This window comes from Companilactobacillus nodensis DSM 19682 = JCM 14932 = NBRC 107160 (assembly GCF_000615905.1).
In the GTDB taxonomy this organism is placed as follows: Bacteria; Bacillota; Bacilli; order Lactobacillales; family Lactobacillaceae; genus Companilactobacillus; species Companilactobacillus nodensis.
In genome coordinates this window covers 15,075-38,627 of sequence record NZ_BAMN01000007.1, presented here as the reverse complement: position 1 = coordinate 38,627, position 23,553 = coordinate 15,075, and the positions used below count along the sequence as shown (strand labels likewise).

Below are 23,553 nucleotides of genomic sequence, written 5' to 3'. Positions count from 1 at the left end.
AAAACGACTTTCATGACTGATATAACAGTTTGAAAGTCGTTTTTTGTTAGCCGTAAACTAAATTCTTTCTTGACGATTATTTGGAATTAACATATAGTATTTCCAACGAAAACTTTTAAGCAAGTCCAGTGAGGCCTGAAAGGTTACATACAGTTTTCGTAATAAAAATTATGAAAAATAAAAGAAGACAACTTTTAATCGGATCCAGTGAGGTCCCAAAGGTTATACGAGTAAACTCCAACTTTGGGACACTGAATCTGACAGTGTCCCTTTTAATTTGGAGGAAAAAGCAATGAAGCACATACTTTCAATGTCAGATCTAACAAACGAAGACGTATATGGATTGATCGATACCGCAATCGATTTCAAGAATGGTAAGAAGTCAGAAATTGGTCAAGATAAGTTCGCCATGAACTTATTCTTTGAGAACAGTACAAGAACTAAGTCAAGTTTCCAAGTAGCTGAAATGAAATTAGGTATGAAGGAAATTGCTTTTGAAGCTTCAACTTCTTCAACAACCAAAGGTGAGAGCCTTTATGACACAGTTAAGACAGTCGAAAGTATCGGTGCTAGTGTAGCTGTGATTCGCCACCCACAAGACAAATATTATGAAGAACTTATTAATAACAATATGAATATTCACATCATCAACGGTGGAGATGGAACTGGCCAACATCCTTCACAATCACTACTAGATTTAATGACCATTTATGAACACTACGGTCACTTTGATGGACTAAAGGTTGGCATTATCGGCGACTTGAGTCACTCCCGTGTAGCACATTCAAATGCTGAAATCTTAACGCGATTAGGTGCTGAAGTGAGTTTGGTGGATTAGATTCATGGTACACAGATGAGTTCCAAGGTATTGGATCACACATGAGTGTTGATGAACTTTGCCAAGAGATGGATGTTGTTATGTTACTCAGAGTACAACACGAAAGATTAAGCTCAGAAGAGAATCAAAACTTCTCCAAAGAAGATTACTTCAACACATACGGCATGGATATGCGCCGAGTTGAAATGATGAAACCAGATGCAATGATCATGCATCCAGCACCAGTCAACCGTGGTGTTGAAATTGCAGATGATGTAGTTGAATGCAACAAGTCGTATATTTTCCCACAAATGACAAACGGTGTTTACATGAGAATGGCAATGATCGAAGCGGTACTCGAAGGAGCAAAAATTGACAGTGAAACTAATCAAGAACGCCAAGCTGTATTACGATAAGAAGTTAGTTGATAGGGATGTTCTAATCGAGAATGGTAAGTTCAAGGAAATCGCAACTGAGATCGATTTTGATGGAGCTGAAGTAATCGACGCTCAACATAACTTGGTTGCTCCAGGCCTTGTCGATGTACACGTTCACTTTAGAGAACCAGGACAGGTTCATAAGGAAACTATCAAAACTGGTAGTGCGGCTGCTGCCCACGGTGGATTTACGACAGTTGGGGCAATGCCAAATGTTGTACCTGTACCTGACGATGTTGAAAAGTTCGAACATCAAATGGAATTAAATAAGCAATCTAAGATTCACACATTACAATATGCACCCATAACATTAGAGGAAACATCAGATCAACTAAGCCCACTTGAAGATCTTGCGGCTGCAGGAGCGTTTGCTTTCTCAAACGATGGTCACGGAATTAACAATGCTAAGACAATGTTTGATGCCATGCAACGAATTGCTCAATTGAACAGCCATTTGGCAGCTCATGTTGAGGATCAAAATTTATTTAATAAAGGCGTTATCAATGCTGGTGCTACAGCAATTAATCTAGGTTTACCAGCCATTGAACGAGTTGCGGAAACATCACAGTTAGCCAGAGATCTTTTGTTAGCCAAGGAATCTGGCGTTCATTATCATGTCTGCCATATTTCAACAGCCGATAGTGTTAACTTGATACGAATCGTTAAGGATGCAGGAATTAATGTGACCTGTGAAGTAACACCACATCACTTATTGTTGAGTGATCAAGATATTGTTAATGACAATGCTAATTATAAGATGAATCCACCACTGCGGTGTGAGTCAGATCGAGAGGCTTTGATTGCTGGTGTACTTGATGGCACTATCGACATGATAGCTACCGACCATGCGCCGCACGCAGTTGACGAGAAGAATAAGGGATTATTAAAGAGTGCTTTTGGAATAACTGGGATCGAGACGTCATTTCCGTTGATACATAAGTTATTTGTCAAAAGCGGCATGATGAGTCTAGAACGTCTACTAGACATTATGTCTAGTAGACCAGCCGAGATTTTTGGACTGGATGCTGGTAAAATCCAGCTTGATAGGTCAGCCGACTTTACCATAATTGATTTATTTGAAGAATATCATTTTGAAAAAGAGGACTTCCTATCTAAAGGAATTAACACGCCTTTTGTTGGTAGTGACTGGAATTGTTTCGGTAAGATCGAGAAGACATTTGTGAATGGTGAGGAAGTTTATTCAGAGTAAGAATACTTGAGGAGGTACTAGGTAGTAATGAAGAAACCAGTAATAATTGCGTTAGATTTTGCGGATGATTTTGAGTGTATTGAGTTTTTGAGCCAGTTTCCAAAGGACGAGAATCTTTTTGTGAAGATTGGCTTGGAAATGTTCTGTCAGTTTGGTTATCCATTTGTTAGAAGTCTCAGAAACCGTGGATACAATATTTTCTTAGACCTCAAGTTGCATGATATCCCGAATACAGTTCGCAGAACTTGCGAGATGATCGCCAAATGGGATGTTCAAATGTTAACAGTTCATGCATCTGGTGGGGCTGAGATGATTGCCGCAGCCAAAGAAGGACTTGATGGAACTGATACGAAGTTATTAGCCGTTACACAATTGACTTCCCTTGGACAAGTTGAACTAGCTAATGAACTACAAGTTCCATTACAATCTCAAGATTACGTTACACATCTAGCCAAATTAGCTTATGATAACGGCGCTGATGGAGTTATTTCGTCAGCTCTAGAAGTTCCACTTATCAAAGAAGCAACTGGTGAAGACTTCCTATGTATTACTCCAGGTATCAGACCAAAATCAGCCCAAGTTGGAGATCAAAAACGTGTGGCTACACCTGCCAAAGCCAGAGTTCTTGGAAGTGACGGCATCGTCGTTGGACGTCCGATTACTCAGGCTGATGATGGTTATGTTGCATATCAAAATATTTGTAAGGAGTGGAATAAATAATGGATAAAATCGAAGTATCAAAGAATATTGCAAGTGAGTTATTAGATATCAAGGCGGTGACACTTAATCCTAAGAGTCCTTTCATCTGGGCAAGTGGGATTCACGCACCGATTTATACTGATAATCGTTTGACGATAGCTTATCCAAAATTCCGCCAACAAATTGCCAAAGACTTAGCTGATCTGATCAAAGAAAACTATCCTGATGTAGAAGTTATCAGTGGTGTCGCAACTGCTGGGATTCCTCATTCCACTGGCGTAGCTAATATTCTTAACTTGCCGCTAAACTATGTCCGTGCACAACCTAAGGACCATGGTAAGAAAGGACAAATTGAAGGTCGTTGCAAAGCGGGAGATAAAGTTGTCTTGATCGATGACTTGATCTCTACTGGCGGCAGTATTTTAAAGGCTGTCCACGCCGTTCGTGAAGCTGGTGCTGAAGTGATCGGTACTGCAGCTATCTTCTCTTATAACTTGCCTGAAAGTACGAAGAATTTTGCGGACGCTGACACAAAATTAGTTACCTTAACAAATTACCCAACAATGATCGAAGTAGCTCAGGAACAAAACTACGTTGAAGCAGAAGATATGGAACTATTAAAACAATGGTACAAAGAACCAGAAAGTTGGGGCAAATAATGGATCTATATAAATATGTACGACCACTTATTTTTAAAGTCGATCCTGAAGTTGATCATCACCTAGTTGGTGATGGTTTGAAAATATTCAACGATAATGCTGGTATCCTTCGCAAGATGTTTTATACGAAAAAACGTCCTAACTTACAAGTGAAGATCAAAAATTTAACTTTTGATTCGCCAATCGGCATTGCGGCTGGTTTTGATAAAAAAGCTGAATTCTACAACAGTCTAGGCGCCTTAGGAGCTGGATTCGTTGAAGTCGGTAGTGTTACTAAAGAGGCGCAAGCAGGTAACAAGAAAAAACGTGTATTTCGTTTGCCTGAAAATCATGCGATCATCAATCGCATGGGATTGAATAATGACGGCATTGCAACAACTAAGGCACGTTTACAAGCACATCCTGCCGACGGTGTGAAAATTGGTTTGAGCATCGCACCCGGCCACGGATTGAATGATGCTGGAAAAGTTGCGGAAATGGTTCAAAGTGTCAAAGATATCCATGAAGAAGCTGATTATATTGCTCTCAACATCAGTTGTCCCAATCAAAAAGGAGTAGCAACTTTACAACAAGTTGGACTACTCACTGAGTTATTAATTGGAATTAAAGAATTAGAAATCGACGAATCAATCTTTTGTAAATTTGGAAATGATATTGATACTGACGAATTAGTTTCGACATTGCACGCAGTTGAAGGATTGTTAGACGGAGTCATTCTGACTAATACAAGCGGGATGAAACGTGAAAAACTTCAATCTGTTAATAAAAAAGAAAACGGCGGACTGAGCGGTAAGCCAATTTTTGAAACATCAATTGCGATGACTAAGTTGATTCACAGTGAATTCCCTGACATGCCAATCATCTATTCTGGTGGAGTATTCACACCCGAAGATGCACAAACAGCATTAGAAGCTGGAGCAACACTAGTTGAAGTGTATACGGGCTTCATCTATGAAGGTCCAACAATGATCGAGCGGATCAATCGTTATTTATCTGAAAAACAAATGATGGCTGAAATTAAATAAGAGTTTGCGGAATTTTTTCCGCAAGCTCTTATTTTCTTAGAATATTGAAATGAAAATGAATCCGATGATTCCGACTAGTAAACAATAGAGGAATGCTGGGGCTAACGTTTTACGTAAGATATTTCCTTCTTGTCCATTCAATCCTACGAGTGAACTTACTGCCACAATATTGTGAACACAGATCATGTTCCCGGCAGCGGCACCGATCAATTGAGCCGATAAGACGATTTGTTGTGAAATATGGGCGTTGCTGGCAATATCTGATTGAATTTGCCCGAAAGTCAATGTGGAGACGGTGGTACTTCCGGTAACGAATGAACCTAAGGCACCAAGGAATGGTGCAATGAAGATCCAACCTGCTGAGAAGTATTTAGAGATGAAATTGGCGATATACATCGGCATACTTTCAAGATCAGCACTGTTGTAATTGGAATTGGTGAACACTTGAACCATGACCAAAGTGACGATCAAGGCGATAGCAGTTGATTTCATTGACTTGATGACTTTTATTCCGGTTGGTACAAAGCTCTTGATTGATCTTACTTGAATCAGTAATCCTAAGATAACGGCGATCGTCAGTAAGGTCCCCGGTGAATACAAGAACTCCCAATCAGAGTTTAAACCCTTGAAGCCAAAAATGTTTTTCCAAGAAAGGTTTAAGAATGTCGTTAGAAAGACTTTGAGTGGTTCAATAACTCTTGATAGTAGCAACATAACTACGACGATAATGTATGGAGACCAGGCTTTGATCAATGGCATATCGGAAGTTTCTTCGACTGTGTCACTTTGTTGCTTCATAGTCCAAGGTGTTATAAAGCTGGATTTTGGTATCAAAAACTTAAATCTAATTGAGATAATGGCGATAATAATCGTTATAAATGGTGATAGAATCGAAACAAATTCGTAACCTACAAATGCCGCAGATAATAAGGCGATGACGCTGTATAAGATTCCCAATAATAATGTCCATGGCAAGAATTCTAGCCAATTTTTGAGACGGTTTTGTTTATTCGGACTGAATAGAAATACTAGTAGGAAGATTAATATTGTAGGCATTAATGAGCCAGCAAATAAGTCAATCCTAGTTAGGCTTTGTCCGACAGTGTTTAAAAATGAAGGAGCATCATTAACGTTACTTAAACCAACTGTTAGTGGAGTTCCGACAGCACCGAAGGCAGCAGGAGTCGAATCAGCTACCAAAGCTAAGGTCACTGATGCCATTGGTGAGAATCCCAGGGCAATCATAAGTGGGGCAGTTACCATGGCTGGAGTTCCGAAGCCGGAAACACCTTCAATTAATCCTCCGAATAAATATGCGATCAAAACAGTTTGCACGCGCATATCGGATGATAATTTTTCGAAACCAATATTGATCCTAGTAATGGCTCCGGTATGTTCCAGAGTCTTGAGCATTACCAGTGCTCCGAATAAGATCCAGATGATAGGAAGTGACTTATGGATCGCTTGAAAAATCGAAGCAATTAAAATTTTGGTATCCATTTTCCAAAATGTGGCGCCCAGTATCATTACAACAATGGCGCTGATCGACATCCCTTTGGTTGCCGGTAAATTGAGTACTCCCAAAAGGATCATGGGTAAGATTACTGCTGAAAGTGCAACAAGTATCATAGATAAATCCCCCGAATTATTAAATTGTGATTGAATGCAGTATAAGGTTCTTTGAACGTTTCATATTGTACATCGTACTAACTGCATATGCCATTTTGAAAAAAGAACCTCAAAATGTATCTTCCTAGCTATTTAGTTGGGGAGAAATACTTTGAGGTCCTAAATGACTTATAAACACAAATTGTGTTGCTTAATATTAACATATTATTATTATTGTGAAAACATTGATGCATCGCTAATGTAATCGCAAACTAATTTCACAATATTTTTCTAATTTTTAATTTTCTCAAGTTGTTAAATAAGATTGATTTAATAATAAGTGCTTTTTTTCACAAATATTTAAATTAAAAAAGTATCTTCAAAAAAATTTTTTGAAGATACTTTTGGCACAATTATTGCTATAACATTTGCATTGGTCCACCGTCAATACCCTTAGTCAGCGTCATTTCTGTTTCTGGGTCAATGTTGGTTTCGGATTTTAATATTTCTGATAGGTGACGATGCAAATCTTCTTCGTCCATCTTTGATTTTAGATGCCAAGCATCATTGTTACCATTGGTAGAGACTTTCCCTAGTTTATCTATACCTTTTATTTTTCTGGGATCAATAAGATTTTCGGAAGCTGTTTTTATTTCGACAAAATAGTTAGTATACCAGTCAAAAAAATTCATGAATTCTTTCATACGGTTCCCCTCCATAAAGCGTTTTCCATATTTCTATGCATTTACTATGATAGAGTAGTTTAATAGATATGAGTAATGTTTTTTTAAAATTTTTATTTAACCACAGTTTTTGGGGAGAATTTGAAATGAATCTAGAGTATAGACAGGCTGAAGAAATCAGTGAAGACGATTATAAGTTATTGCTAGACGCTGATCCATCTAAGGAGATAGTTGATAGTTATATCAAACGTTCGACCGTTTTTGAAGTGTTGAATTTGGACAAGTTGGTCGGAATCGTTGCGATGTTACCGACACGTCCCGAAACATTGGAAATCGTCAATATTGCCGTGGCACCAGAACAGCAGAACCTAGGAATTGGGACAATGATTCTTGAGAAGATGATTGCTAGTGCTAAGGCAGCGGATTACAACACGTTAGAAATTGGTACCGGAAGCAATTCTTATCAGCAATTGCATGTATATCAAAAAGTTGGTTTCAGAATGAGTTGGATAGATAAGGACTTCTTCACTAATAATTATTCAAGAAAAGTCATTGATAAGTATTTGACGTTTGACGGTTTTGTTTTAAAGGATATGGTTCGTCTAACAATGAAGCTAAAGTAAATATGTCTTGGATACAGTTAAAATAATTTCTTATGCGTGTTTGGTTTGTTTTAACATCAAAATCAGTAGGAAACGTAATATACTAATCAAAACTATACCCATAAAAAATGCTCGAGCTCCAATGAATGGAGACCTTGTGCTGTAAAAGGTCTGAATAGCGACTAAGATGCCCGTCCCAATGGAACCACCTACTTGACGAAGCGTATTGACCATTGCAGTCCCGTGTTTCAATAATGGATTTGGGAGTACATTCAATGCTTCAGTTGTTAGGGGTGTTAGTACGAGAGCATTCCCAATCATTTTGAAAATTAAGCAAATGGCCATCATAATTAATGAGCTATGAATATTTAGAAACAAGAATGGAATCATTGAAATTGCTACGGTTAGACTACCGACAAGTCCAAGAATTTTTGCACCTATACGATCATATAAATGTCCTGCAACTAATGAGGTTAAGCCACTGGCAATCGCCCCAGGTAGTAAAACAAAGGCTGAGGTCAAAGCTGAGTGATGCATTGCTGATTGAATAAGGTAGGTACAATAGCCTGTGGACCAATTAAGATGATGAATGATAGAACTACCAGAACAAGTGATATAGAGAATTGACGATTTTTGAAAATACTGAAGTCTAGCATTGGCTTTTTTAATTGCGCTTCGCGATGAATGAAAATGACGATAAATAGAAAGCCAATGATGATAAATAAAATTCCTAACTTTATATTTGAATTAAGGCTACCTGTTCCGTAGAGCAATGATCCAAACCCAAGAGTTGAATAAGTGACAGATGAATAATCTAGTCGTTGACGTTTATTGACTGTTCCTACATTTTGCATACAAAAAAATGTTGCGATAGTTAATCCGATTCCAATCGGTAGTACTAACCAAAAAAGATATCTCCATGACAAATGACTAATAATGAAACCAGCGACAGTTGGGCCTATAAGTGGAGCAAAACCAGTTGTCAAACTGATGATACCCATTACTGTTCCGTGCTTTTCTTTTGCAACAATTGTAAACATAACAACCTGCATTAATGGGATAATAATGCCAGCGCCAATTGCTTGAATGAGTCGAGAAATCAGTAATAGACTAAAAGCAGGAGAAATGGCTGACAGTAGTGTTCCCAGTGAGAAAGTACCTAAGGCAAAGAGGGTCAACTGACGAGTATTGAAACGTCCGATCAAATAAGCGGTAACTGGAATACAAACGCCGTTTACTAGCATATAAGCAGTTGTTAACCATTGAACAGTATTGCCACTAATCGAAAAAGTTTTCATGATGTCAGGGAATGCTGTAAATAATAGTGTTTGATTGAGTATAGTAATAAATGCTCCAAGTGTGAAAATTGTTAAGATTGTTCTTACATGATAGGATTTTGTCACAAAAGACACGCCTCCAAATAATTTCTCAAGTTGTAAGTACAACTTGAATGCTGTTATCATACAACGGTCGTATTTTTTAGTCAATTATTCTAAGTTTTAAATACAATATTGAAGGTGATGATATTATGGGTCAGAATCATTTAGTTACAACAGCGGAACTTATTTATCAGATTGGGCAATTAGAGGGTAAAATCATTCATCAACGGCTAAGCGGGCTAGGTATCCGTATGGATCATGCACGATTGTTGCATTATGTGAGCCAGAAATCAGGGACAAATCAAGTGAGCCTTGCGAAGTACTTAAATGTTCAGCCCGCCACTTTGACAAATATGATTAAGAAACTTGAAAAACAAGATTTAGTCATTCGTCGTGTTGATCCTAACGATTCACATCAAAAACGGCTTTTTTTGTTGCCCAAGGGTGAAGATGCTGCGCAGCAAGTTAATGAAGTTTTCCACGAGTTAAATGAAATTGTCATGTTGGCAAATCTGGATAATAATGGACAATTACAGGAACTTTTTGAAATGCTTTTAGTTAATTACCATGAAAATAATTGAATAACTAAACAAGCAACGATAATAAATACACCCGAGTTATGTATTTCATACATAATTCAGGCGTATTTTTTGTTAACTAATTAAATTGTTGGTTCAATATCAGAATCTTGATCGTCATCATTGTCTGACTTTTGGTGGAGGTGGCTATGGCGATATCCGTAGGTGAAGTAGATGATCAATCCGAAGGTGAACCAAGCGGCGAAGACCATCCAAGTTACGGCTTGTAACTGAGTCATCAAGACAACACACATGACGAATGAAAGTATAGGAATGTATGGATAAAGTGGAACTTTGAAACCAGCTGGCAATTCATCGTAGTTGTCCAATCTTCTTAAGAAGACGACACCAATAGAAACAGTTGAGAATGCGAACAGGGTCCCAATATTAACCAATTCCGCGATTTTTTCCAATGGTATAAACATTGAGACCAAACTTGCTAAGATTGCAAAAGTATAAGTATTAAAAACAGGTACGTGGGTTTCTTTATTAATTTTTGAGAGAGACTTGGGTAATAATCCATCACGACTGATGGCAAAAATCAAACGAGTACCACCATATGACATTACCAGTAATACGGTCGTCATACCGGCAACAGCACCAAATGAGACAATACCGGCCACCCAATTTTGGTTCATCAATTGTAATGCATATGCGACGGGGTCAGCAACATTTAACTTAGTGTAGTGAACTACACCAACTAGAACAGCAGCTACTGCAGCATAGAGGACCGACGCTATCATTAGGGATGATACGATACCGATCGGCATATCACGCTGAGGATTCTTAACTTCTTCAGATGCAGTTGACACGGCATCAAATCCGATATACGCATAGAATGCAACGGCTGAGCCAGCTAAGACACCTTTGAAGCCAAATGGCAACAATGGATTGTAGTTGGCAGGTTTAATGTAGAATATTGCGACTGCAATAAAAAGTAAAATAACGATAACTTTGGTTGCGACTAGGATCGTATTCAACTTCGTGGATTCTTTAATGCCCTTTGCCAGAATGAAGCCGATTATTAAGGTGATCATACCGGCAATGATATTGACACCACCACTCTTACCTGGTGTCCCCATGGAGACTGATAGGAAGTCGGGCAGGTTGATCCCAAATCCTGATAACAAGCTTTGAAAATATGCTGACCAACTAACCGCTACCGATGAGACAGCAAACAAGTACTCTGAAACTAATGCCCAACCGATGATCCAGGCAACTAATTCACCAAAAACCGTATAAACGTAGGCATAAGCACTACCAGCAACCGGAATGGTTGAAGCAAATTCCGAATAACAAAGTGCCGCTAATGCACAGACAGCAGCGGAGAGAATATAGGCAAACATTGTACCGGGACCAGCATAATTAGCCGCAATTATACCAGGTGTGATGAATATTCCGGCACCAACGATCGCACCGACACCCATTGCGGTCAGTCCCCAAGCACTAAGATCTCGGCTCAACGAGTCTTCGTCCTTAGTATATTTTATTTCAAACTTCTTCTTGGCTAATAACTTTGCAATTTCCATAACGCCTCCTCCTTGAATTTTTTCATCTAAAGTATAATTGGTATAAATTGTGAAAGTCAACAAATATGACCGGAATATTATTTTTTATAATAGCTTTTATTTGCCTACATGAATAGACTCATGTATACTGTCGGTGAAATATAAGAAACAGTATATTGTGAAAAAATCTTATCTTTTAAAAATTGGTATAGAAATTGTGAGGTAACCGAAGTGAGTAATAAAATCCGGATTTCGATTGCGGGAGCAAACGACTTTAAAATTTTTGAACTAGTAGATAGTTTCCATGATGACAATATATCCTTTGACTTATTTGGAGTCGATAAACCTGAATATCATTTTTGGAGCAATGTATCATATATCGAAGCTGATTCTGACGAAGAGGCGGTCAGGTTGGCAGTCAACGATGTCCTGAACGGTGCGAATGTTATCTTCAAAGGATTAGTTCAGACACATACGATTTTGAAGGAAGTTTTAAAAAAAGAATATGGCTTGGTTCAAAAGAAATTACTGTCTCACGTGTCGATTATTGAGATATCAGCATTGAATCGGCCGGTGTTGCTGACGGATGCAGCAATGAATATAGATCCTGATATTGATCAGGAACGATTGATAATTGAGAATGCCATCGACGTAGCGCATTCGATCGGTATTAAATCACCCAAAGTATCGTTGTTGAGCTCAGCGGAGAATTTTAATCCCAAAATGCCTTCATCGGTCAAAGCTAAAGATTTAACTGAGTACTATCAAGATAAAAAAATTGACGCAATTGTCTATGGTCCACTTTCGCTAGATATTTCTTTATCCAAAGAAATTGCGGAGGAAAAGAAGTTTACCGGACCGATACAAGGGGATGCTGATGTTTTGGTAGTTCCTAATATTGATGTCGGTAATGTCTTGTACAAGTCACTAACAATGTTTGCCAATGCTAAAGTTGGTGGAATTATTGTGGGAACTAAGGTTCCAATCGTCTTAACATCTCGTGGTGATTCACTCGAAAACAAAATATTATCACTGAAATTTGCTTTAAAAACTATTTAAGCAGGTATAAATCTATGATAAGGACACTGATTATTAATCCAGGTTCAACTTCGACCAAAATTGCATTGTTTGCTGATAATGAATGTGTGTTGAATCAAAATATTGAACATGAAAATCATGAAATATTAAAGTTTCACAGTTTAGTTGAGCAAGAACCGTTTCGCATACAAAAAATTGAAGAATATATTACAGCTCATAATATTGATTTGAATAGCATCGATGCATTTGTCGGTCGAGGAGGGCTGATGCGGCCCATTCCTGGCGGAACTTATGAAGTAGATACGGCAATGATAGAAGACTTGCGGTCGGGTAAGTTTGGTATACATGCTCCAATCTTGGTGCCATAATTTCTGATTATTTTGCTAAGAAACTTCAAAAGAGAGCTTTCATTGTTGATCCGGTAGTGTCGATGAATTTGAACCAGTTGCATATCTTAGTGGATTCAAGGGATTAGAGAGGCGAAGCGTGTTCCATGCTCTGAATCAAAAAGCCGTTGCTAGAGAAGCTCTGAAAAATATCAACAAAAAATATGCTGAATCTAATGTTATTGTGGCGCATCTCGGCGGCGGTATTAGTATCGGCGCACATAAGCGCGGTAAGGTAGTCGATGTTAATAACGGATTGGATGGTGAAGGTCCGTTCGCACCTAATCGAACTGGTCAGGTCAGTGCTATGAGTGTGGTTGATTATGTTTTTGATCATCAAACAGATCGAGAAACGATGAGAAAGTTGATTACGCAAACTGGCGGCTTGGTTTCGTATTTAGGCACCAATGACCTGCGTGAAGTTGAAGCAAAAATTACATCGGGTGACAAATATGCCAAATTAGTTTTTGATAGTTTGGTCTATCAAATATCCAAAGAAATCGGTAAACAAGCTGCGGTATTACAGGGAGAAGTAGATATGGTAATTTTGACCGGTGGTTTGGCGTATTCTGTGCCTTTGAAGAAAGCGCTGACACAAAAAAATAAATGGATTGCTGATGTAGTAGTTATTCCTGGAGAAATGGAAATGCAGGCACTGAATCTAGGAGCACAGAGAGTATTAACTGGAACCGAAGATGTAAAAAACTATCAAAAGGAATCGGAGGCTTTAGCACATGCCAAAAGAATATGATCTAGTCGTAATTGGTGGTGGAATCGGTGGATATTCCGGAGCCATCAAAGCTGCCAAAGAGGGTTTGAATGTTGCGTTAGTCGAACGTGATCTGGTCGGTGGAACCTGCTTAAATCGTGGATGTATTCCTACCAAGGCATATTTGAAGAGTGCGCAGGCAATTCGAGAATTCAAGAACATTTCAGAATTTGGAATTGAAACTGATGCCGAATATCAAGTTGATTTTTTGAAGATCAAACAGCGTAAAGACAAGATCGTTAGTAATCTTCGTAACGGTGTTGCGGCATTGATCAAAATGAACAAGATTGATTACTTCCAAGGTGAGGGTAGTGTTCTAGGGACATCGATTTTTACTCCTAAATCGGGCTCAGTAATGATCAAGCCAGAGGGTGATGCTGATGAAATTATTTTGACACCGAAGAATGTTTTGATTGCCACAGGTTCAAGACCAGCTAGTTTGCCCAACATCAATGTGGATGAAATAAATATTTTATCTTCTAACGGAATTTTGGAATTAGAAACATTGCCGAAGTCGATCACTATTATCGGCGGCGGAGTTATCGGTGTCGAATGGGCGTCATTACTCAAATGGATGGGTGTCAAAGTTACTATTGTAGAATTCCAAGACAGATTGATCGTTAACGAAAGTAAAAAAATTTCCAGTCAACTAAAAGCTGAATTTGAAAAACAGGGAATTAATTTATTGCTATCTACCAAAGTTGAATCAGTTGAAGTCAGTGATGGTGAGACAAAAATAATTGCGGACAAGGCCGGAGAAAAAACTGAAATTAAATCCGAAAAAATTCTAGTGGCAGTTGGTAGACGTCCAAATATTGAGAATATCGGTCTTGAAGCTTCCGGAGTTGAATATGGCAAGCGTGGGATAAAAGTAAATGAGTTTTTCCAAACAAGTGCTGAGAACATCTATGCAGTAGGCGATGTGATTCCAACCCTTCAGTTGGCACATGTGGCTGCCGCAGAATCTGAGATTGCAGTTGAGAAGATATTAGAACACGATGTTACACCATTGAAATATGACAACATCCCTCGTGGGGTTTATACGTATCCAGAAATTGCTAGTGTTGGAATTACTGATGGCACTAATGGTCACGAGGTTAAGGCTGATCATGGACAATTCGATTTCAAGTTTAACGGTAAGTCGATGATCATGGGTGAATCAATTGGTCAGATAGAAGTTTTTGCTGACAAGGATAATGACGACTTGATCGGTGTAAGCATTGTTGGTCCACATGCGACAGACTTAATCAGTGAACCGGCATTAGGAATTTATCTGAATGCTACACCACAAGAAATTGGTGAAACTGTGCATCCTCATCCGTCGCTTTCTGAAGTGATCATGGAGGCTGCTCGAGATATCAATGGTAATTCACTAAACAAATAATCGATAGGAGTTATAGCGATGAAACTAAAAGATAGTCAACTAACAAAAGATGAGTTGATACAAGCATACCGAATGGTCAAAGAAGCACGTATGCTAGACGAGCGTTTGTGGCAGCTTAATCGTATCGGTAAATCAACTTTTAATATTTCTGGACAAGGTGCAGAAGTTGGACAAGTGGCAATGGCGTTAGCTTTTGAGCATGATAAAGATTATTTCTTGCCTTATTACCGTGATATGGCAGCAGTGATGGTTTGGGGCATGAGTGCCAAGGATATTCTGATGGGTTCACTTGGTAAAGCTGATGATCCATCTTCTCATGGTCGTCAGATGCCTAATCACTACGGTGATCGAGCACACAATATTGTGCCATTCAGTTCAACTGTCACAACTCAATATCCGGTTGCGACTGGTGTAGCTTTGGCAATGCAGATCGATGGCAGCAAAGCAATTGCTTTGACAGCTACTGGTGAGGGCTCAACTGCAGAGGGAGATTTCCATGAAGCATTGAACTTTGCGGGAGTCCAGAAGTTACCAATGGTGTTTGTAATTGAGAATAACGGTTATGCCATTTCGACTCCAAATGCAGAAGAATTCGGTGTTAAAGACTTGTCTGTCCGTGCAACTGGTTATGGAATATTCGGTAAGCAAGTTAATGGACGTGATTTTGCGGAAACGTATCTAGCTTTCAAAGAAGCTGCTGACAATGCCAGAAATGGTAATGGATCTACACTGATCGAAATGTTAGTCGATCGTTTGACAGCTCATTCATCCGATGATGATCAGAGAGTCTATCGTACACCGGACGATATTGCTGAAATGAAAGAGAACGACTGTGTAATGTTGATGGAGAAACAGTTATTGTCTGAAAAAGTCCTCAGTGAAGCTGAACTAGCAAGTATCAAAAAAGAATTAGAAGCAAAAATCAATCAAGCAACTGAGGAAGCAGAAGAAATGCCGAATCCGGCCTCAGATCAATTAATGACGCACATTTATGAAGAGGAGTAAGAAAAATGTCTGAAAAATCTTATTTAGAAGCATTGAATCTCGCCATTACTGAAGAAATGCGACATGATGAAGGGGTAATGATCTTCGGTGAAGATGTTGGTGGTGTCAAAGGTGGGGTGTTCGGAGTTACCAAAGGTCTAGCCGAAGAATTCGGTGACAAACGTGTTTTCAATTCACCATTAGGAGAATCTGAAATTGCTGGACTAGCGGTTGGCCTCGGTGTTATGGGACATCATGCCATTGCTGAATTCCAGTTTGCGGATTATATCTTGCCAGCGGTCAATCAGATTATGTCTGAAGCTACCAAGATGCGCTACAAGTCAGCTGGTGATTGGATCTCGCCAATTGTCATGCGGACACCATATGGCGGTGGCGTACGTGGTGGATTCTATCATTCACAATCAACTGAAAAAATTTTTGCTGGTCAGCCGGGGTTAAGAATCGTGACACCATCGACAGTCTATGATGCCAAAGGACTGTTGAAGTCAGCTATCAGAAGTGAAGATCCAGTGCTGTTCTATGAACATAAAAAACTATATCGTTCGATCAAAGATGATATTCCTGATGATGACTATACGGTTCCACTAGACAAAGCTAATATCCTCAAGCAAGGGGATGACGTAACTGTGATCGCATATGGAGTGATGTTGCAATTTGCACTCAAAGCTGCCGAGGAATTGAAGGATGAGTTTTCAGTCGAAGTAGTTGATTTGAGAAGTTTGTATCCAATTGATAAGGAAACCGTTCTTGAGGCTGTTCGCAAAACGGGAAAAGTCCTCTTGATCACTGAGGATACCAAAGAGGGTAGCGTTATGAATAATGTTTCGGCAATCATTGCTGAAGAAGTATTGTTTGACCTAGATGCTCCAATCAAGATCCTTGCGGGACCAGATTCACCTAGTATGCCGTATGCCAAAGACTTGGAAGATGCCTTCCTGGTCAATCAAGCAGATGTAACCAAATCTATTAGAGAATTAGCTGAATTTTAGGAGGTTAAACTTATGTCAGAACTCATAATAAAAATGCCGCCGTTGGGTGAGAGTGTAACCGAAGCAACTGTTTCTCAATGGATGGTGAAACCTGGTGACTATGTAAAAAAATACGATCCGATCTTGGAGGCAATTTCTGATAAGGTCGTCACTGAGATCCCCTCGAGTGATGAAGGCGTGATCGAAGAATTATTGGTTAATGAAAATGACGTGGTGCCGATTGGAACAGATATTTTGAAGATGACGACTGAAGGTGCAGCAGAATCAGCACCGACTACCAAAAAGGAAACAGTGTAGAAGAACAAAACACACCATCAACCAAAGCAGCCGGAAGATTCTCACCAGCAGTTCTTAAGATAGCCGGAGAACGCAATATTGATTTGAGCTTGGTAGCGGGAACTGGTAAGGATGGCCGTATTACGAGAAAAGATGTCTTAAATTACCAACCCAAAGAAGTACCTGTCGTTGACAATCAGCCAGTCCAATCAGTCGCACAATCAGCACCACCGGCAACACCAGTAGCTGAAACAACGGTATCAAACAATGACCTTGTTACTAAGGCTGACCCAGTAAGAAAAATGATTGCTCAGAATATGTTGAGGAGTGTTCATGAGATACCGCAAGCTTGGACAATGATCGAAGTTGATGTGACTGGATTGGTTAAGTTAAGAAATAGTTTGAAGAATGAGTTCAAAGAACAAAATGGCTTCGGATTATCTTACTTCCCATTCTTCGTTAAAGCGGTTAGTTCAGCATTACGCAATAATCCAAAGCTAAATAGCAGTTGGCAAAATGACGAAATTATTCAGCATAAAGATATTAATATTTCTATCGCCGTTGCAACGATGATGCACTCTTTGTTCCAGTCATCAAACATGCTGATCGGCTGTCAATCACCGGTATCGCAGCAGAAGTCAGTCGTCTAGCGACTGGAGTCAAAACAAATACTTTGAAGGGATCTGATAGTGAAGGTGGAACAATCACAGTGAATAACACTGGTTCCTTTGGATCAGTCGAATCAATGGGTATCATCAACTATCCTCAGGCAGCAATTTTACAAGTAGAATCGATTCGTAAGGAGCTGTCAGTTTTAGATGATGATACATTTGGCATTAGAAACAAAGTTAATTTGTGCTTAACGCTTGACCACCGTATTCTGGATGGTTTGGCAGCAGGTAAGTTTTTGAATGAAGTAAAGGCAAATCTTGAAGCAATTGATCAAAATACAAATATTTATTAATTTGGAGGAATGAGCCATGAACTTATTTGAAGTAATGACACACGATGATTATGAACAAGTTGTATTCTGTCAAGACAAGGTATCAGGATTGAAGGCAATCATTGCCATTCATGATACGACCTTAGGACCAGCCCTTGGCGGCTGCAGAATGTGGCCGTATAACAGTGAAGAAGAAGCATTGAATGATGCACTTCGCTTGGCTAAAGGGATGACATACAAGAACGCTGCCGCTGGATTAAATATCGGTGGTGCCAAAACAGTAATTATTGGTGATCCAAAGAAAGATAAAAGTGAAGCGATGTTCAGAGCTTTAGGACGTTACATTGAAAGCTTGAATGGACGTTACATTACAGCCGAAGATGTTGGTACGACTGTTGATGACATGAATTCAATCTATATGGAAACGAATCACGTAACTGGAACAAGTGATGCAAAAGGGGCATCTGGTAATCCTAGTCCTGTCACTGCTTTGGGAGTTTATTATGCAATGAAACGTACCGCCAAAGAAGCCTTTGGTGATGATAATTTAACTGGCAAGACGATTTCTATTCAGGGTGCTGGTAATGTTGCTACTGGTTTGGCAAAACATCTCAATGATGAAGGTGCACATATTGTAGTGACTGACATCAATCAAGATGCTATCGATCGTATGGTCAATGATTATGGTGCTACAGCGGTTCTGCCAGACGAGATTTATGATGTTGACGCTGATATCTTTGCTCCATGTGCTTTGGGGGCTATTCTGAATGACGACACGATCCCAAGATTAAAAGTAAAAGCTGTTTGTGGAAGTTCTAATAATCAATTGTTAGACATTGAAAAACATGGACAAATGTTAAAAGATAGAGGAATTGTTTATGGTCCAGACTTCATTGTCAACGCTGGTGGTGTTATTAACGTAGCTGATGAATTGAAAGGCTATGACCGTGAACGTGCTCTCGAAAAAGTTAAGACAATCTATGATCAAATGGATAAGGTATTTGAAATTTCTAAACGTGACGACATTACAACTGCTGAAGCTGCAGATAGATTAGCCGAAGAAAGAATTGATTCAATGTTAAATGTTCGTGGTAATTTCCTTCAAAATGAAAAATCGTCCCTCAAGACTGTTTAATCGAGATTCATATAAAAAAGACTGCTAAGTAGAAAGCAGTCTTTTTTTACTATTTTGAAATAATTACTTTGACACACATAGTAATGGGTGTTAAATTATATTTATCGAAAGGAAGACAAGATTATGAAACCAATAATTTCGAAGGATATAATTCGCGGCCATACTACGACGATCGTTTTGAATATTCTTAGCCAAGGTGATAGCTATGGATATGAAATTGCCAAGACGATAAGACAACTGAGTCATGAAGCATATGAGCTTAACGAAGCAACACTCTACACCGTCTTTAGACGATTAGAAAAAAATGGTGACATCCAGAGTTACTGGGGTGATGAGAGCCAGGGTGGCAGACGTAAGTATTACAAAATAACTGAACAAGGTACAGAAACTTTAAAAACAAACGTTAAGGAATGGAATTTTGCCAAGCACGTGATCGATGACTTAATTCTTGGAAGGATCGACTAATTATGAATGAAAAAATTGTAGAACTAGTAAAAAAACAATTATCAGAAATATTTGAAGACTATCCGCACACACCTGATATTCATGAATTGGCTGAGGAATTGAAGTCAGATTTGATTGCTGCGGCAGAAGATAAGGTAGATGAGGGCAAGTCGCTTGAAGATGCAGTGAAAGAATCATTTGCTGAATTCGGAGATATCAATGACTTGATCGATGAAGTTATGCAGGATGATGTTGACGATGAACAGCCTGACAGTGAAGGTAGTCATCATATTGATATCAATCAATCAGGAATTACGATTGATGGTGGCGATAAGTTAAAGATCGACAAAACTGGTGTTTTCATCAATAAAGGTAAGTCATTTCGTGCCGATGGGGATGGCGTTTCGATTGGTGAAGGACGAATATTTCAAGCTGACGAGAATGGCATGAAGTTAGGCAATATGACAATTGACGGCCGTGGCATTAATTTTGACCAGAATAAGAACAAGGTACGTGATACTTTTTCAAAGTTCGATGAACAATTCGATCACCATGTCGACACAGAAGTATATGTTGAAACACTCAACTTGGTCAATGAAGAGTCGTTTGCTATCGAGGACATCGAGCGTTTAGATATTAATTATAGTTATGCAGTATTGCGGGTTCTGCCAACTGACGGTGACAAGATTATTTTAAGAGAGTACATGTCTCGTAATAATCCAGATTACTTTGCCAGAACAAAATCCCAAGATGGTACCGTCAAAATTGCTCAAGGGCGTTATCCTAAGTTCTTACACTTGAAAGTTAGAACGCAAGTGTTGATTCCACGTAAGTTTGCTGGTGATATGCGTATTGGTAATATTGCTGGTAACTTGCATGTTACTGGAATCGGTGGTCTTAGAACTGTCAAGGCTACGATCAACAGTGGCAATGGCTATTTTAATAATATTTCAGTTGAGAATCTTTCTGTCAGAGACCAGTCTGGTAAGGTTAAGTTGGATAATGTTAAGGCCGAGGATGTCCTAGAACTGTCCGCACACAGTGGTTCTATCAAGATTCATAATGTTTTGGGACGTGAATTTGAAATCAATGCGCATAGTGGTGCGATCCGTGGCGAAGGACTAAGCGGCAGTGGTCATATTGTTAGTCATTCGAGAACGGTTGCCTTGAGCATAAATGAACTGACAGGTGATTTGGAGGCTGAATCACATAGTGGCGCTGTAAAAATTACTATGTTGCCAAAAGATTATAAATTTGATCTTCAGGCAAAGAGCGGCATCGTTAGAGCACCAGAATTAGCTGTTTTGGATCACGATACTTTGGATTTCAAGGATGGTCGAGTTGGAAATGAACCAATTTATACCGTTAAGGGCAAAGCATCGTCAGGAACAGTTAAATTATATTAAATAAAATAACGTCTAGTTTATTGAAAACTAGACGTTTTTAGTTGGCAAATTTGGTTGATATTATAGTTATTGTGAATTTTCGTTTTCAATCGATTATTTACAAACTTTGAAGAATTTATTTTGATTGTCAGAATCAAATTATCTTATTCAATTCCGATTAGAATCACTAATTAATTAGATTATTATTAAATTATCATTAGCATATTATCTAAAAAGGTCTATTCCAAAGTATTATAAATTTAAAAAATAATTAGAATATTTTTAATTTACCATTGCAATTTAATCAAAATACTCGTATTCTTGTAATCATTCTACAAGATAGGGGAGATTAATATGCAGGAAACAAAGAGTAAGTGGCATATGCCATCGGCATTTACCATTTTGTTTATCCTAATAATTCTTGTAGCAATTTTAACCTGGATCATTCCAGCCGGAGAATATGCTACTACTAAGGCGGGCAATATCATTGCCGGGACTTACCGAAGCCGAAGTAGCAGTCCCCAGGGTTTATGGGACATCTTCGAAGCTCCAATCAATGGGATGGTCGGTACTGATTCCACGGATGGTGCCATATCAGTTTCACTATTTATTTTAGTTATTGGTGGATTCTTGGGAGTTGTTAATAAGACCAAGACCCTCGATGATGGTATTGGTTCAGCAGTTACCAAGTATGCAGGTAGAGAAAAGATTTTAATTCCATTCTTAATGACATTATTTGCCATTGGTGGTTCAACATTTGGTATGGGTGAGGAAACAATCGCCTTCGTACCAATTCTGATTCCAGTTATGTTAAGTGTTGGTTATGATACTTTGACCGCTATTTCGATTTCACTGATCGGTTCGCAGATCGGTTGTATGGCTTCAACTATTAACCCATTTGCAACTGGTGTTGCTTCAGAAACGATTCATATTTCACCAGGTGCCGGTATGGTACCAAGATTGATTTTCTTTGTATGTACAGTAATTATCTCAATTGCTTACGTCATGCACTATGCAGCCAAGGTCAAGAAGAACCCTGATCAATCATTAGTCTTTGAACGTCACCAAAAGGATTTGGAAGAATTTGTTAAGAATGACGATGGAGAAGAAAATGTTGCTAAGTCATTATCTGGCAAGCAAAGAGCTGTTCTGATCGCATTCATTTTGACTTTTGTAGTCATGATCGTCAGTTTGATTCCATGGTCAAGTTTGAATAGTAATTGGACTATGTTTGATAATTTCAATAAGTGGTTAGTTAAGGTTCCATTCCTCGGTGCCTTAGTTGGTAAGGATATCTTACCGTTAGGTGACTGGTACTTCGTTGAAATCACGACGTTATTATTCATTGCATCAGTTATCGTAATGTTCATTTTCCATATGTCTGAAGCGGATTATATCGATGCTTTCATGAATGGTATGAAGGACCTATTGGATGTTGCAATTATCGTTGCCGTAGCTCGTGGTATTCAAGTTGTTATGAACAATGGTTATATCACAGCTACAGTGCTACATGCTGGTGAAGTTGGACTTCATGGTTTATCATCAGCAGTCTTTATTATTTTGACTTATATTTTCTATATTCCAATGTCATTCTTGATTCCATCTAGTTCTGGTCTTGCGGCCGCAACTATGGGAATCATGGGACCTATCGGTAAGTTCTCTGGTGTAGCTGGTTCATTAGTCGTCACAGCTTACCAATCAGCTTCTGGATTCGTCAATTTGATCACACCAACATCAGCGATTGTTATGGGTTCCTTAGCAATTGGTCATGTTAATATCGTTACTTGGTTGAAGTATATGTGGAAGTTATTAGCGATTCTCTTCGTCTTCACATGTGTCTTTTTAGCCATTGCTACAATGTTTTAAAATACAAAAATAGTCGTTTGCTTCTTATATAGGAAGTAAACGGCTTTTATTGTACTTTTTTATCTAAATAACTCATGACATTCATCAAGCGAGCCTGAATGTTCTTGCTGTCGTGGAGCTGGTCCCAAGAGGCATCCAAGGTGATTTGATTATTCTTTAAATGCAAGATCAGATTAAGCGGTTTTCTCAACCAAGTGAAGATTGATTGTTTTTGATTTTTGAATGTTGAGATATCGATTAATGAATATGAATTATTCTCTGATTTAACTTCAAAACTGTTGATTTCGGTGTAACTGATAAATTGATGATCAGAGTTTCTTCCGCGGAAGATCATTTTTAACTTGGCATGATATGAACTCATGTCATAGTAGGTGATTCCGTGCGCTTCGAGTGCCCAGTAGCTATAAAGGAAAGGAAGGTAGCTAGGATAATATACGAAGAGCATTATTAGCAGAATTATTAGAAAAATCATCAAACCAGTCTTGTAATTAATTAAAGAACTAACACAGCCTAGAAGTGCACTTATTAAAATACTTCTAATTAAAGGACCGTGATTTATTTCTCGACCAAAGTTTATCATTCTGTCCATTCTATCACCCGTATTTTGTAATACATCTATTGTAGCTTTTTGCAATCGTTTTCACAATAAAAATTAATTTCATATAAATATTGAAAGAAAAGAATAATAAATATTATAAAAAAATAAACTTTTAAAACCGTTGTAATCG

At 38.6% G+C, this 23,553-nt stretch carries 21 protein-coding genes and 3 pseudogenes; 18 read left to right on the top strand and 6 right to left on the bottom strand.

Annotation, left to right across the window (positions count from 1 at the left end; translation table 11 throughout):
- Positions 1–292: 292 nt before the first annotated feature.
- The 5 genes and pseudogenes from JCM14932_RS14770 to JCM14932_RS06520 all read left to right on the top strand — a co-directional run bounded on the left by JCM14932_RS14770 (position 293) and on the right by JCM14932_RS06520 (position 4,847).
- A pseudogene (locus JCM14932_RS14770) lies at positions 293–1,233 on the top strand (aspartate carbamoyltransferase catalytic subunit).
- Complete coding sequence (gene pyrC, locus JCM14932_RS06535; RefSeq protein WP_025024183.1) at positions 1,190–2,464, top strand: dihydroorotase; 1,275 nt, start codon at positions 1,190–1,192, stop codon at positions 2,462–2,464. Before JCM14932_RS14770 ends, pyrC begins: the two are co-directional and overlap by 44 nt.
- 27 nt (positions 2,465–2,491) lie before the next feature.
- On the top strand, positions 2,492–3,184 hold the full coding sequence (pyrF, locus tag JCM14932_RS06530; protein ID WP_025024182.1) for an orotidine-5'-phosphate decarboxylase: 693 nt from the start codon (positions 2,492–2,494) through the stop codon (positions 3,182–3,184).
- An 8-nt stretch (positions 3,185–3,192) separates the two neighbouring features.
- Positions 3,193–3,822, top strand: coding sequence for an orotate phosphoribosyltransferase (gene pyrE / locus JCM14932_RS06525; RefSeq protein WP_025024181.1), 630 nt, complete (start codon positions 3,193–3,195; stop codon positions 3,820–3,822).
- Positions 3,822–4,847: a quinone-dependent dihydroorotate dehydrogenase gene (locus tag JCM14932_RS06520; protein ID WP_025024180.1), complete on the top strand. Its 1,026-nt coding sequence runs from the start codon at positions 3,822–3,824 to the stop codon at positions 4,845–4,847. Before pyrE ends, JCM14932_RS06520 begins: the two co-directional genes overlap by 1 nt.
- A 36-nt stretch (positions 4,848–4,883) precedes the next feature.
- Here the strand turns inward: JCM14932_RS06520 and JCM14932_RS06515 are convergent, their stop codons facing one another.
- Positions 4,884–6,476: an L-lactate permease gene (locus JCM14932_RS06515; RefSeq protein WP_025024179.1), complete on the bottom strand. Its 1,593-nt coding sequence runs from the start codon at positions 6,474–6,476 to the stop codon at positions 4,884–4,886.
- A gap of 398 nt (positions 6,477–6,874) precedes the next feature.
- Positions 6,875–7,159, bottom strand: coding sequence for a hypothetical protein (locus JCM14932_RS06510; protein ID WP_025024178.1), 285 nt, complete (start codon positions 7,157–7,159; stop codon positions 6,875–6,877).
- A gap of 125 nt (positions 7,160–7,284) precedes the next feature.
- Between JCM14932_RS06510 and JCM14932_RS06505 the strand changes: the two genes are divergently transcribed.
- Entirely contained in the window at positions 7,285–7,761 is a 477-nt protein-coding gene (locus JCM14932_RS06505) for a GNAT family N-acetyltransferase (protein ID WP_025024177.1), read from the top strand.
- Positions 7,762–7,791: 30 nt separating this feature from the next.
- Here the strand turns inward: JCM14932_RS06505 and JCM14932_RS17630 are convergent, their stop codons facing one another.
- Together JCM14932_RS17630 and JCM14932_RS17625 are read right to left on the bottom strand one after the other, a co-directional pair.
- Positions 7,792–8,331, bottom strand: a complete 540-nt coding sequence (locus JCM14932_RS17630) for an MFS transporter (protein ID WP_369342791.1) — start codon at positions 8,329–8,331, stop codon at positions 7,792–7,794.
- On the bottom strand, positions 8,259–9,143 hold the full coding sequence (locus JCM14932_RS17625) for an MFS transporter (RefSeq protein WP_051528073.1): 885 nt from the start codon (positions 9,141–9,143) through the stop codon (positions 8,259–8,261). The genes JCM14932_RS17630 and JCM14932_RS17625 overlap by 73 nt, the downstream gene beginning before the upstream one ends.
- 125 nt (positions 9,144–9,268) lie before the next feature.
- Between JCM14932_RS17625 and JCM14932_RS06495 the strand changes: the two genes are divergently transcribed.
- Positions 9,269–9,700: a MarR family winged helix-turn-helix transcriptional regulator gene (locus tag JCM14932_RS06495; protein WP_025024176.1), complete on the top strand. Its 432-nt coding sequence runs from the start codon at positions 9,269–9,271 to the stop codon at positions 9,698–9,700.
- Positions 9,701–9,780: 80 nt separating this feature from the next.
- Here JCM14932_RS06495 and JCM14932_RS06490 read toward each other — a convergent pair whose 3' ends face one another.
- The gene (locus JCM14932_RS06490) at positions 9,781–11,226 is read right to left on the bottom strand and encodes an amino acid permease (protein ID WP_025024175.1); all 1,446 of its coding nucleotides are present in this window, start codon (positions 11,224–11,226) and stop codon (positions 9,781–9,783) included.
- A gap of 210 nt (positions 11,227–11,436) precedes the next feature.
- On the opposite strand from JCM14932_RS06490, the gene JCM14932_RS06485 reads away from it, so the two are divergent.
- The 11 genes and pseudogenes from JCM14932_RS06485 (at position 11,437) to JCM14932_RS06440 (ending at position 22,825) form a co-directional block, all read left to right on the top strand.
- Positions 11,437–12,264, top strand: coding sequence for a phosphate acyltransferase (locus JCM14932_RS06485; RefSeq protein WP_034542764.1), 828 nt, complete (start codon positions 11,437–11,439; stop codon positions 12,262–12,264).
- Positions 12,265–12,278: 14 nt separating this feature from the next.
- Positions 12,279–12,611, top strand: coding sequence for an acetate and sugar kinases/Hsc70/actin family protein (locus tag JCM14932_RS17040; RefSeq protein WP_235700542.1), 333 nt, complete (start codon positions 12,279–12,281; stop codon positions 12,609–12,611).
- A gap of 115 nt (positions 12,612–12,726) precedes the next feature.
- Positions 12,727–13,380, top strand: a pseudogene (locus tag JCM14932_RS17035) (butyrate kinase); the annotation flags it as partial.
- Entirely contained in the window at positions 13,364–14,782 is a 1,419-nt protein-coding gene (gene lpdA / locus JCM14932_RS06475) for a dihydrolipoyl dehydrogenase (RefSeq protein ID WP_025024173.1), read from the top strand. The pseudogene JCM14932_RS17035 and the gene lpdA, both read left to right, overlap by 17 nt.
- A gap of 18 nt (positions 14,783–14,800) precedes the next feature.
- Positions 14,801–15,787, top strand: coding sequence for a thiamine pyrophosphate-dependent dehydrogenase E1 component subunit alpha (locus JCM14932_RS06470; RefSeq protein WP_034542761.1), 987 nt, complete (start codon positions 14,801–14,803; stop codon positions 15,785–15,787).
- A 5-nt stretch (positions 15,788–15,792) separates the two neighbouring features.
- A complete protein-coding gene (locus JCM14932_RS06465) occupies positions 15,793–16,776 on the top strand; it encodes an alpha-ketoacid dehydrogenase subunit beta (RefSeq protein ID WP_025024171.1) in 984 nt (327 codons plus the stop codon).
- A gap of 12 nt (positions 16,777–16,788) precedes the next feature.
- Positions 16,789–18,016: pseudogene (locus JCM14932_RS14755) on the top strand (dihydrolipoamide acetyltransferase family protein).
- Positions 18,017–18,032: 16 nt separating this feature from the next.
- Positions 18,033–19,130 carry a Glu/Leu/Phe/Val dehydrogenase dimerization domain-containing protein gene (locus tag JCM14932_RS06455; protein ID WP_025024170.1) on the top strand — a complete coding sequence of 366 codons (1,098 nt, stop codon included), beginning with the start codon at positions 18,033–18,035 and terminating at the stop codon, positions 19,128–19,130.
- A gap of 123 nt (positions 19,131–19,253) precedes the next feature.
- On the top strand, positions 19,254–19,595 hold the full coding sequence (locus tag JCM14932_RS06450; RefSeq protein WP_025024169.1) for a PadR family transcriptional regulator: 342 nt from the start codon (positions 19,254–19,256) through the stop codon (positions 19,593–19,595).
- Positions 19,596–19,597: 2 nt separating this feature from the next.
- On the top strand, positions 19,598–20,980 hold the full coding sequence (locus tag JCM14932_RS15900) for a DUF4097 family beta strand repeat-containing protein (protein WP_025024168.1): 1,383 nt from the start codon (positions 19,598–19,600) through the stop codon (positions 20,978–20,980).
- Between the two features lie 333 nt (positions 20,981–21,313).
- Positions 21,314–22,825, top strand: a complete 1,512-nt coding sequence (locus JCM14932_RS06440) for a YfcC family protein (protein ID WP_025024167.1) — start codon at positions 21,314–21,316, stop codon at positions 22,823–22,825.
- A gap of 46 nt (positions 22,826–22,871) precedes the next feature.
- Here the strand turns inward: JCM14932_RS06440 and JCM14932_RS16500 are convergent, their stop codons facing one another.
- On the bottom strand, positions 22,872–23,414 hold the full coding sequence (locus tag JCM14932_RS16500; RefSeq protein ID WP_155832086.1) for a hypothetical protein: 543 nt from the start codon (positions 23,412–23,414) through the stop codon (positions 22,872–22,874).
- Positions 23,415–23,553: the final 139 nt, after the last annotated feature.

Bases quoted from the DNA above. Each gene is read 5' to 3' on its own strand.
- JCM14932_RS17040 (WP_235700542.1), top strand. From the start codon at position 12,279: ATGATAAGGACACTGATTATTAATCCAGGTTCAACTTCGACCAAAATT.
- JCM14932_RS06520 (WP_025024180.1), top strand. From the start codon at position 3,822: ATGGATCTATATAAATATGTACGACCACTTATTTTTAAAGTCGATCCT.
- JCM14932_RS06440 (WP_025024167.1), top strand. From the start codon at position 21,314: ATGCAGGAAACAAAGAGTAAGTGGCATATGCCATCGGCATTTACCATT.
- JCM14932_RS06515 (WP_025024179.1), bottom strand. From the start codon at position 6,476: ATGATACTTGTTGCACTTTCAGCAGTAATCTTACCCATGATCCTTTTG.
- pyrF (WP_025024182.1), top strand. From the start codon at position 2,492: ATGAAGAAACCAGTAATAATTGCGTTAGATTTTGCGGATGATTTTGAG.
- JCM14932_RS15900 (WP_025024168.1), top strand. From the start codon at position 19,598: ATGAATGAAAAAATTGTAGAACTAGTAAAAAAACAATTATCAGAAATA.
- JCM14932_RS06465 (WP_025024171.1), top strand. From the start codon at position 15,793: ATGTCTGAAAAATCTTATTTAGAAGCATTGAATCTCGCCATTACTGAA.
- JCM14932_RS06510 (WP_025024178.1), bottom strand. From the start codon at position 7,159: ATGAAAGAATTCATGAATTTTTTTGACTGGTATACTAACTATTTTGTC.
- lpdA (WP_025024173.1), top strand. From the start codon at position 13,364: ATGCCAAAAGAATATGATCTAGTCGTAATTGGTGGTGGAATCGGTGGA.
- JCM14932_RS16500 (WP_155832086.1), bottom strand. From the start codon at position 23,414: ATGGACAGAATGATAAACTTTGGTCGAGAAATAAATCACGGTCCTTTA.
- JCM14932_RS06490 (WP_025024175.1), bottom strand. From the start codon at position 11,226: ATGGAAATTGCAAAGTTATTAGCCAAGAAGAAGTTTGAAATAAAATAT.
- JCM14932_RS06495 (WP_025024176.1), top strand. From the start codon at position 9,269: ATGGGTCAGAATCATTTAGTTACAACAGCGGAACTTATTTATCAGATT.
- JCM14932_RS06470 (WP_034542761.1), top strand. From the start codon at position 14,801: ATGAAACTAAAAGATAGTCAACTAACAAAAGATGAGTTGATACAAGCA.
- JCM14932_RS06505 (WP_025024177.1), top strand. From the start codon at position 7,285: ATGAATCTAGAGTATAGACAGGCTGAAGAAATCAGTGAAGACGATTAT.
- JCM14932_RS06455 (WP_025024170.1), top strand. From the start codon at position 18,033: ATGAACTTATTTGAAGTAATGACACACGATGATTATGAACAAGTTGTA.
- JCM14932_RS06450 (WP_025024169.1), top strand. From the start codon at position 19,254: ATGAAACCAATAATTTCGAAGGATATAATTCGCGGCCATACTACGACG.